General features: G+C 45.1%; 8 protein-coding genes. 5 read left to right on the top strand and 3 right to left on the bottom strand.

Going from position 1 to position 8,468, the window contains the following annotated elements; all coding sequences use genetic code 11:
* Positions 1-64: 64 nt before the first annotated feature.
* The 4 genes from pfaD (at position 65) to L5L98_RS00135 (ending at position 4,285) form a co-directional block, all read left to right on the top strand.
* The gene (gene pfaD, locus L5L98_RS00150) at positions 65-1,711 is read left to right on the top strand and encodes an eicosapentaenoate synthase subunit PfaD (RefSeq protein ID WP_263138430.1); all 1,647 of its coding nucleotides are present in this window, start codon (positions 65-67) and stop codon (positions 1,709-1,711) included.
* Positions 1,712-2,066: 355 nt separating this feature from the next.
* Positions 2,067-2,243 (top strand): DUF1328 family protein, encoded by a 177-nt coding sequence (locus L5L98_RS00145; RefSeq protein ID WP_028760636.1) that lies wholly within the window; start codon positions 2,067-2,069, stop codon positions 2,241-2,243.
* A gap of 23 nt (positions 2,244-2,266) precedes the next feature.
* Positions 2,267-2,461 carry a hypothetical protein gene (locus L5L98_RS00140; protein WP_028760637.1) on the top strand — a complete coding sequence of 65 codons (195 nt, stop codon included), beginning with the start codon at positions 2,267-2,269 and terminating at the stop codon, positions 2,459-2,461.
* A 144-nt stretch (positions 2,462-2,605) separates the two neighbouring features.
* Complete coding sequence (locus L5L98_RS00135; protein ID WP_263138092.1) at positions 2,606-4,285, top strand: diacylglycerol kinase family protein; 1,680 nt, start codon at positions 2,606-2,608, stop codon at positions 4,283-4,285.
* A gap of 50 nt (positions 4,286-4,335) precedes the next feature.
* On the opposite strand, the gene L5L98_RS00130 is transcribed toward L5L98_RS00135, so the two are convergent.
* From L5L98_RS00130 to L5L98_RS00120, 3 genes are all read right to left on the bottom strand, one after another.
* Complete coding sequence (locus L5L98_RS00130; RefSeq protein WP_263138091.1) at positions 4,336-4,995, bottom strand: hypothetical protein; 660 nt, start codon at positions 4,993-4,995, stop codon at positions 4,336-4,338.
* A gap of 213 nt (positions 4,996-5,208) precedes the next feature.
* A complete protein-coding gene (locus L5L98_RS00125) occupies positions 5,209-6,285 on the bottom strand; it encodes a major royal jelly family protein (protein ID WP_263138090.1) in 1,077 nt (358 codons plus the stop codon).
* A 109-nt stretch (positions 6,286-6,394) separates the two neighbouring features.
* Positions 6,395-7,765, bottom strand: coding sequence for a sigma-54 interaction domain-containing protein (locus L5L98_RS00120; RefSeq protein ID WP_219250162.1), 1,371 nt, complete (start codon positions 7,763-7,765; stop codon positions 6,395-6,397).
* Between the two features lie 246 nt (positions 7,766-8,011).
* Between L5L98_RS00120 and L5L98_RS00115 the strand changes: the two genes are divergently transcribed.
* Positions 8,012-8,467: a hypothetical protein gene (locus L5L98_RS00115; RefSeq protein WP_028760642.1), complete on the top strand. Its 456-nt coding sequence runs from the start codon at positions 8,012-8,014 to the stop codon at positions 8,465-8,467.
* Position 8,468 lies beyond the last annotated feature (1 nt).

The following is an 8,468-nucleotide window of genomic DNA, read 5'->3' as shown; positions in this document are numbered from 1 at the left end:
CAAATAGTTGCGCCGCCTTGGCTATCCACATCACCAAGGCGGCACAAATAACATGAGAACACCTATGACTAGCCATACTCTAGATCAATTCAATAGCAATAACGAAAAACTCAGCCCTTGGCCGTGGCAAGTCAACGATGCCGCGCTGAGCTTTGATATCGACGCATTAGGCAAAAAACTCAAAGATTTAAGCCAAGCCTGTTACTTAGTGAATCACAGTGAAAAAGGCTTAGGCATAGCGCAAACGGCCGAAGTAACAACAAGCGACAGCCAAGCGCCACTAGGCTCACACCCCGTCAGCGCTTTTGCGCCCGCCCTTGGCACCCAAAGTTTAGGCGACAGTAATTTTCGCCGCGTACACGGGGTTAAATACGCTTACTACGCTGGCGCTATGGCCAACGGTATTGCCTCGGAAGAACTGGTTATCGCGCTAGGTCAAGCGGGCATTTTGTGCTCGTTTGGCGCGGCGGGGTTAATTCCATCCCGCGTTGAAGCGGCCATTACTCGCATTCAGGCGGCGCTGCCTAATGGTCCTTATGCTTTTAACTTAATTCACAGCCCAAGCGAGCCCGCATTAGAGCGCGGCAGTGTTGAGCTGTTCTTAAAACATAAAGTGCGCACGGTCGAAGCCTCGGCATTTTTAGGTTTAACGCCGCAAATCGTCTATTACCGCGCGGCGGGTTTGAGCCGCGACGAACATGGCGACATCGTCATTGGCAACAAAGTCATAGCCAAAATCAGCCGTACCGAAGTCGCGACTAAGTTTATGGAGCCAGCGCCAGCCAAAATCCTCCAGCAATTAGTGAGTGACGGCCTTATCAGCCAAGACCAAATGGCGATGGCATTGCTGGTGCCTATGGCGGACGACATCACGGCCGAAGCCGACTCAGGCGGCCATACCGACAATCGCCCGCTAGTGACGCTATTGCCGACGATTTTGGCGCTTAAAGATGAAATCCAAGCTAAGTATCAATACAAAACGCCTATCCGCGTGGGCGCAGGCGGCGGCGTAGGTACTCCCGATGCAGCATTAGCCACCTTCAACATGGGCGCGGCGTTTATCGTCACAGGTTCTATCAACCAAGCTTGCGTCGAAGCGGGCGCGAGTGAACACACACGTAAGTTACTCGCCACCACAGAAATGGCCGATGTAACTATGGCGCCTGCCGCCGATATGTTCGAAATGGGCGTTAAATTACAAGTGGTTAAGCGCGGAACCCTGTTCCCGATGCGCGCCAATAAGCTGTATGAAATCTATACCCGTTACGATTCGATTGATGCCATCCCTGCGGACGAGCGTAAAAAGCTCGAAGAGCAAGTGTTCCGCTCATCACTCGATGATATTTGGGCGGGCACAGTCGCCCACTTTAACGAGCGCGATCCTAAGCAAATCGAGCGCGCATTGGATAACCCCAAACGTAAGATGGCGCTGATTTTCCGCTGGTATTTGGGTCTTTCGAGCCGCTGGTCGAACACAGGTGAAGTCGGCCGCGAAATGGATTACCAAATTTGGGCAGGCCCAGCACTGGGTGCATTTAACGCTTGGGCAAAAGGCAGTTATTTAGATGACTATAAGGCCCGTAATGCGGTGGATTTAGCCAAACATTTAATGGTGGGCGCAGCATATCAATCCCGCATTAACCTGCTGTTATCCCAAGGTACGAGTATTCCAGTTAGCCTGCAGCGCTGGAAACCATTAAATCGTTTTTAAACGTATTTAGCTCCTATCATCTTGTATTATAAGATCATAATATCTTCAAGCCGACACAAACTCACAGTGTCGGCTTTTATTTGTCTTTACTTATGAACGACATCAGCTCACAGTCTTTGATTCAACGTATTAGGCTGAAACTCTTACCGAAGCTTAGGTAAAAATTGCCTACCCCTCTTTTAATTCACTCACACCATTTTAAATAAAATGATTTAAATTATATTTAAAATCAATTAACTACTTAAAATTTTTAAAGTTGGCATTAAGATCGCAATCAAGTAAGAGCCATTAGCCGTTACCTTACAAGTGACACAAACGGTCATGAGAAGGATTAATACAAGGGCAGGAGGTTATTATGCTAGGTTGGACATTAGTATTTCTAGTTGTTGCCGTGATTGCCGGGTTGTTAGGATTTGCTGGGATTGCTGGCGCAGCGGCGGGAATAGCGAAAATCATTTTCTTCATATTTATTGTGTTATTAGTGATTTCTCTGCTGATCAATGCCCTTAAGGGTAAATCACCGCGACTATAATTTTTTTAGAAAAGGAGATAGATATGAAACCATTTACCCTGATGACAAGTGCAGCATTCGCATTATTACTCGCCCTAGGTTTAACGGCCTGTAGTGATAACAAAGCCGAAGACGCGGGCGAAAAAATCGATGAAGTAATGACTGATACAGGTAACGCCATCGAAGATGCCTGTGAAGAAGTCAAAGAAGGTGTTAAAGCTAAAGATACTAAGTGCTAAACAAACCTGACTTTAGGGTGGCAATAGACTCGTCTACTGCCACCCTTTTGGTTTAGACTCGCTCATTTCTGCATCTCTCATCTCGACATCTATCCATTCAAGTGCAACGATTTTAACCAAGAACAATGGCATTGGAGGACTTGCATGCTAACGAAGATCCACATCAAATATTTGTACACTGCAAGTGCAGTATTGTTAGCCTATTTTGCAGTAACAGACACTTCTCCCCTGCTCACTTTCATTTGTGCATGGACAAGTCTGTCACTGTTTTTAGTCGGTTCAGCCTATTGGTTTAATCTCGCCAGTATTTTTAGAAAACGCCAAGATGGCACTATTCCTTGGTATATTCGTTGGGGTTTTATTCCCTTTTTATTAGGCAGTCGACTCTATAACCACTGGGCCAGAAAATACGATTCAGTACCGCCCATGCAAAGGATTGATGAACATCTGTATCTCGGCTGTAGACTCTTTTCCGCAGATCTGGAAAAGATTAAAGCCAATAAGATCACTGCCATTCTGGATGTCACCGCTGAATTTGATGGCTTAGATTGGTCGCAATTTGAAGATCATATCGAGTATTTAAATATTCCCATCCTCGACCATAGCGTACCGACCAGCGCCCAACTCAATCAAGCCGTTAACTGGCTGCACCGCCAAGTGCGCGCCAATAAACAGGTACTCATCCACTGTGCTATGGGTCGTGGCCGCTCAGTGCTGGTACTCGCCGCTTATTTGGTTTGTAAAGATAAACAACAGCACTTCGCCGAAGTACTGCAGCAGATAAAGCAAATTCGCAAAACCGCTGGCTTAAACAAATGGCAATTACGCGCGCTCGATCGCATGCTCAGTCAAGGGAAAATTAACATCCACAAAGTGGCGTGGATTATCGCCAACCCAGTCTCTGGTGGCGGGAAATGGCAAGAATACAGCGAGCAAATCCAAGATGAACTCAAAGCCTATTTTGACCTGACTTTAAAACTCACAACAGCAGACGAAACTGCAAATGTCTTCGCCGAGCAAGCCCGTAATGCAGGCGCTGATATCATTATCGCCTGTGGTGGCGATGGTACTGTGACTGAAGTGGCCTCTCAAATCGTTGATACGGATATCGTCTTAGGCATCATTCCTCTTGGCACAACTAATGCCCTCAGCCATGCCCTCTTTGGTTTAGGCAGTAAGCTTATTCCTATCTCTCAGGCGCTGGATAATATTATTCAAGGGCATTGCCAAGCCATTGATACCGCGCGTTGTAATGAGGCGTTAGTGTTGTTGCTTGTGGGCATAGGGTTTGAGCAACAAATGATTGAATCCGCAAACCGTGAGCGTAAAAATGCCCTCGGCCAGTTTGCCTACCTCGATGGCTTATGGCGCGCAGTGAATGCCGATATCACTTTAACCATCCAGCTCAGCTTAGATGATGCAAAACCCACAACATTGACGACCCATAGCCTAATCGTTGCCAATGCCGCACCGTTTACCAGCGTGTTGGCGCAGGGCGATGGCGAACCAAACATGACCGACGGTTTGCTCGACATTACTTGGTTGGATGCTGGCGATGAACCCAAAGAGCAGTTGCTTAGCCTCGCTGAATTAGCGATTGCAGGATGGGTGAAAGAAGGCAATAAAAATGTGCGAGATCAACAAGCGAGTGCAAGTAAAGTCCATCATGCACATGCTAAAAAGGTCACCATCAGCAGCCAGCCTAAGTGTAAATATGTGATTGATGGTGAAGTATTTGAGCCAGCGGATCTCACTATTGAAGTCCAGCCAGCATCTCTTAAAGTGTTTGTTCCTTATCAGGAAACCACAGAGCAAGATGAGTGATCGTTGTGGAGGACATCCAGCCTAACTTTTTAGGCTGGATGACTGGGCATTTATAGAACGAACAAAAAATATAAAATATTCAACAAAATAAATATAACCAGCAGAACCAGTACCCGCATGAAATTAAATTCACTACCTTTGGGAAGTGATTTTTGAGTGGTGTTACTAAAATCCTGAAATTTACAGTCTATTGCCTGCGCACATTGCTGTAGAACTTGTTGTAATTCCTTTCTATCAGTACTGTCACCCAATATCAATTGAGCACCGTTGGGCTGGTGCAATTCTAAATAAGCCAGATAATGTTGGACAGTATCTTCCGTTTGGCGATTGCGGCTGATCTGATGCCAACGGGTGATTTGCAGCTGATAAAGTTGCACTGCTTTGATGTCCGAAAAAGCATAGGAACGCCACCACCACAATCCCATATACCTCCCATTGAATAAACCTTTACCGAGCCACAATTGCTGTTGCTCAGCATCTAACCAACACTGTTGCTGAACAAACGCAGTCGGTAACACGGGTAACAATAGAAATAGTGTTACCCAGCCGAGAACGAGCTGCAGTATCGGATCGGGTTGTAAATAGGTTGCTCTGGCGCAGAGTAAACCAAGCAGTAATAACCCAGCAGCAAACAGCCATAATAGAGGTCGGTACTGAGTACTCAGAGTTTGAATATAAAATGCATTTTTAGAAGGTTGATTGAGTTTCACTGAACTTGTTCCTTGTTCCAAAAATTATCTCACCATTCAATATTGACCTGTGCCAGTAACAATAAGAGGCATTGATAGTTTGCACAATCAACACCTAACTCATTTCTAGACGCTTTCGAGTTAAACCAAAGACTGACATCAACGTAAATAAACAGTTGCGATATAACTCATACTGCAAATATAAGCTGCAACTTTGCTGTTGCAGCTAAGGTGTTATTGACCCGCAGCAGTATCCTCACCGGTCCAGAGTCGCATGATACGATAAGGCGGTTTGGCTGTTTCGGCTTTTCCATTAAAGGCTTTTGCTTTATGCAATTGATTCACTGAAATATATAACCAGCCTGTTTCACCAAATTGCACACTATCTGGAAAATCCAGTAGTGGAGAACTGACCGCTGTTGTTAGTGTGCCTTTGTTATCTAGCATGGAAATGGCATTGTGGTTCAAATTGGTAAAGTAATGATTACCTTGTTTGGACGTTGCTGCGCCATCTGATACAGGCTTGGCTCCGACTAATTTTACCGTGGCGATAATTTTATCATTATTGCCTGTTTGTAAAGCTGCAGTCGATAACTGATACCAGTGAGTGCCATTCATTGCACCATAATAGAGTGTACTTCCGTCGGCAGATAAACTGATTGGATTGACCGCTACACTGGCGACTTTGCCATTAAACAATGTTGTTTTGTTATCGATGTTCATTACTGCATCCGTTTCGGCCTGCAGCGAGCTATGACCTGAAAAACGTATTGTATGACCATCGTCGATACGCACCGCTAAGAGGCCAGGGTTGGCGATATCAGCTAAATAAATCCAGCCTTTTTGAGAGTCGACAACCAAATCCTGCATAAAGCTGCCTTTAGGCGCGAGAGCTTGTGGTAGGACGATTTGTTTATATAGACTGCCGTCCTTAATGTTGAATCCCCAAATCCTTGTCTGGCCTAATTCTAACCCCATATCTGCGGTCCAGAGGTGTCCAGCCTTGTCCTGAGCAATACCTAATAAGGTATCAAATTGAGCAGTATTGGCTGCCGATGTTTTTTGCAAATCCATTGAAGGCCAAGCTTTATAAGCGTTGGTCTCACGATTAACTTCAATCAATTGCAAACCTGATGGTGTATCAAATGGATGTACTGTGGCAAAAATCCGACCTTGTGCAGTGACGCTGACATTGCCAGGTCGTATTGGCAATTCAGCGACTGTTTCAAGACTTCCTACTGCTGGGGTGGCGTTCACAAAACTACTGGCTGTCAAAGAAAGCCATAATGCTGTTGTTAATAAGTGTTTCATATTCTATCTCCGCTTTTTCTGTTTAAGGGCTGTAGAATAGGAGTTATTATTTACAAAAAAAAGAGTATAAAGTTTAGCTCTGTTTCAATATTAATTTGATAATTAATGTTTATTCAGCAGTCGTTTCACCGGTCTCGACTTGCTGCTCGTACTTGCTGAGCTTGTTGTAGAGGGTTTTAACGCTGATCCCCAGTTGTTCGGCGGTATCCGTTTTATTACCCTGAGTGGTTTCTAGTGCTTGATAAATAGCGATTCTCTCTAAATCATCTAAGCGCATGCCTTGGGGGATAACAACTTGTTCACCACCACATAAACCCACTTCATTCGTCTGAGGTAGCTGTAAATGGCTGGGTAAAATATCCTGATCGGCCAGAATATAGGCTCGCTCAATAGCATGTTTTAATTCGCGCACATTACCAGACCAAGGGTACTTAGCAATCATCTGAATACAGTCTTCAGCTAAGCTCTTATTCTGCTTTTCGGCCACGTTACGATAGGCAAGAAAATGCTGCGCAAGCCCAATAATATCCTCGCCACGTTCCCGTAAGGGCGGAACGCGAATGGGAAACTGAGCCAAACGAAAGTACAAATCTTCTCGAAATAACCCAGCCTCTATCGCCACTATGGGATCACGGTTAGTCGCTGCCACAATACGTACGTTTGCACGTTGCACTTTGTCACCCCCCACAGGACGATACTCGCTATTTTCCAACACTCTGAGTAACTTCACTTGATGATCAATCGGCATTTCGGTGACTTCATCGAGAAACAAGGTCCCGCCTTCAGCCTGTTCAAATACGCCTTTGTGATCGCGATTCGCCCCCGTAAATGCGCCTTTGACATGACCAAACAGCTCACTGTCGACCAATTCAGGGCTTAATGCACCACAGTTAATTGCAATAAAAGGCTCGTTTACCCTAGGGCTGGCAAGATGTATGGTATTAGCAACCAGTTCTTTCCCGACCCCACTTTCCCCAATAATAAGCACATTACTGCCTGTCGCAGAGACGCGACGAATTGTACGATATAGCTTGTGCATAGGAGCTGATGACCCAACAAGCAAACCGTATTGGTCTAGCTCGCTAGCAAAAGGATGCAGTCGATTAGGCGATGATGCTAAATACTGTGCAAAATCAGCAAAAATTTCGCTAATTAGGGGCATATCGTAAGGTTTGCGAAAATGGTAACCAGCAAAATGAGACATTAACTGATCAAGATTGGGGTTTGGCTGACCGTCGGAGAGAAAAATAAACTCAATATTTGACATGGCCGCATTATCCAGCAGCACAAGGTAATCTTCTCGACTAAGACTGGATAACTCAATAATGGCAACATCGACGTGATTTGCCCCTAGCTGCTCTATCCAAGGCAAATCATCGACACTGCGTAGCTTATTAAAGTCAGCAGCGCCAGCAAGTTCGATGATTGCTTGCTCGGCGCTAACATCCTGCAAGTGATAAAAAAGTGTCAGTCGAGCCATGCGTATCTACTCCCTGTATGAAAAACTACTGTATGTCAGCCATGAAATTTTAACAACAGCAACGGTAATAGTTGCCGATGTTCTAAGATGATATCTCGATGAACGGAGAATATCAGTCTAAAAATCAGCCTGTTAAAATATCATTAAAAACGAGAACAGAATATGCATGGTAGCTGAACGAAACAAAATCAGTTTACCCAAGCAGTTAAACAATCTATGTCGAACACTGGCATTAGGAGGCCCATAATGAAGTCTAATGTTGTGCAACATCAGACTGATATCCGCGCCGATATCATGTTGATAGATGAAATCATCAAGCTGAATCAAGAAGGACTCACATTTTACAACCAAGCGAGGAGGTATGTCGAAGACTATAATCTTAAGCGTGTTTTTTCCGCCAAAGCTAACATCCACCAACGAATGTTAACTCGGTTTGAACAGCTGAGACGTTTGGCTGACGAGCCAATTAATGGCCTAAGTCACACCGTGCCCGTCACTTATACTCAAGCAACAGAATTGCTGCAACAGTGCCAAATTTCGCAGGCTATGACCGCCCTTGTCGACATAGAGCAGCAAGTGCTAATCCAAATAAAACAAGCAGTAAGGCAAGCGCATCAGCCACAACTTGCAAACCAACTTGCAGAGGGCGCCGCTTGGCTGCAAATGAGTTACGACGGTACGGGATCGCTCAATCACCATTAAT

The organism is Shewanella sp. SM23, from assembly GCF_025654295.1.
Taxonomy (GTDB): domain Bacteria; phylum Pseudomonadota; class Gammaproteobacteria; order Enterobacterales; family Shewanellaceae; genus Shewanella; species Shewanella oncorhynchi.
Note: the sequence above shows the minus strand (reverse complement) of the source record. Positions and strands in the feature narration are given on the sequence as shown.

Bases quoted from the DNA above. Each gene is read 5' to 3' on its own strand.
- L5L98_RS00120 (WP_219250162.1), bottom strand. From the start codon at position 7,765: ATGGCTCGACTGACACTTTTTTATCACTTGCAGGATGTTAGCGCCGAG.
- L5L98_RS00125 (WP_263138090.1), bottom strand. From the start codon at position 6,285: ATGAAACACTTATTAACAACAGCATTATGGCTTTCTTTGACAGCCAGT.
- L5L98_RS00140 (WP_028760637.1), top strand. From the start codon at position 2,267: ATGAAACCATTTACCCTGATGACAAGTGCAGCATTCGCATTATTACTC.
- L5L98_RS00115 (WP_028760642.1), top strand. From the start codon at position 8,012: ATGAAGTCTAATGTTGTGCAACATCAGACTGATATCCGCGCCGATATC.
- L5L98_RS00145 (WP_028760636.1), top strand. From the start codon at position 2,067: ATGCTAGGTTGGACATTAGTATTTCTAGTTGTTGCCGTGATTGCCGGG.
- L5L98_RS00135 (WP_263138092.1), top strand. From the start codon at position 2,606: ATGCTAACGAAGATCCACATCAAATATTTGTACACTGCAAGTGCAGTA.
- pfaD (WP_263138430.1), top strand. From the start codon at position 65: ATGACTAGCCATACTCTAGATCAATTCAATAGCAATAACGAAAAACTC.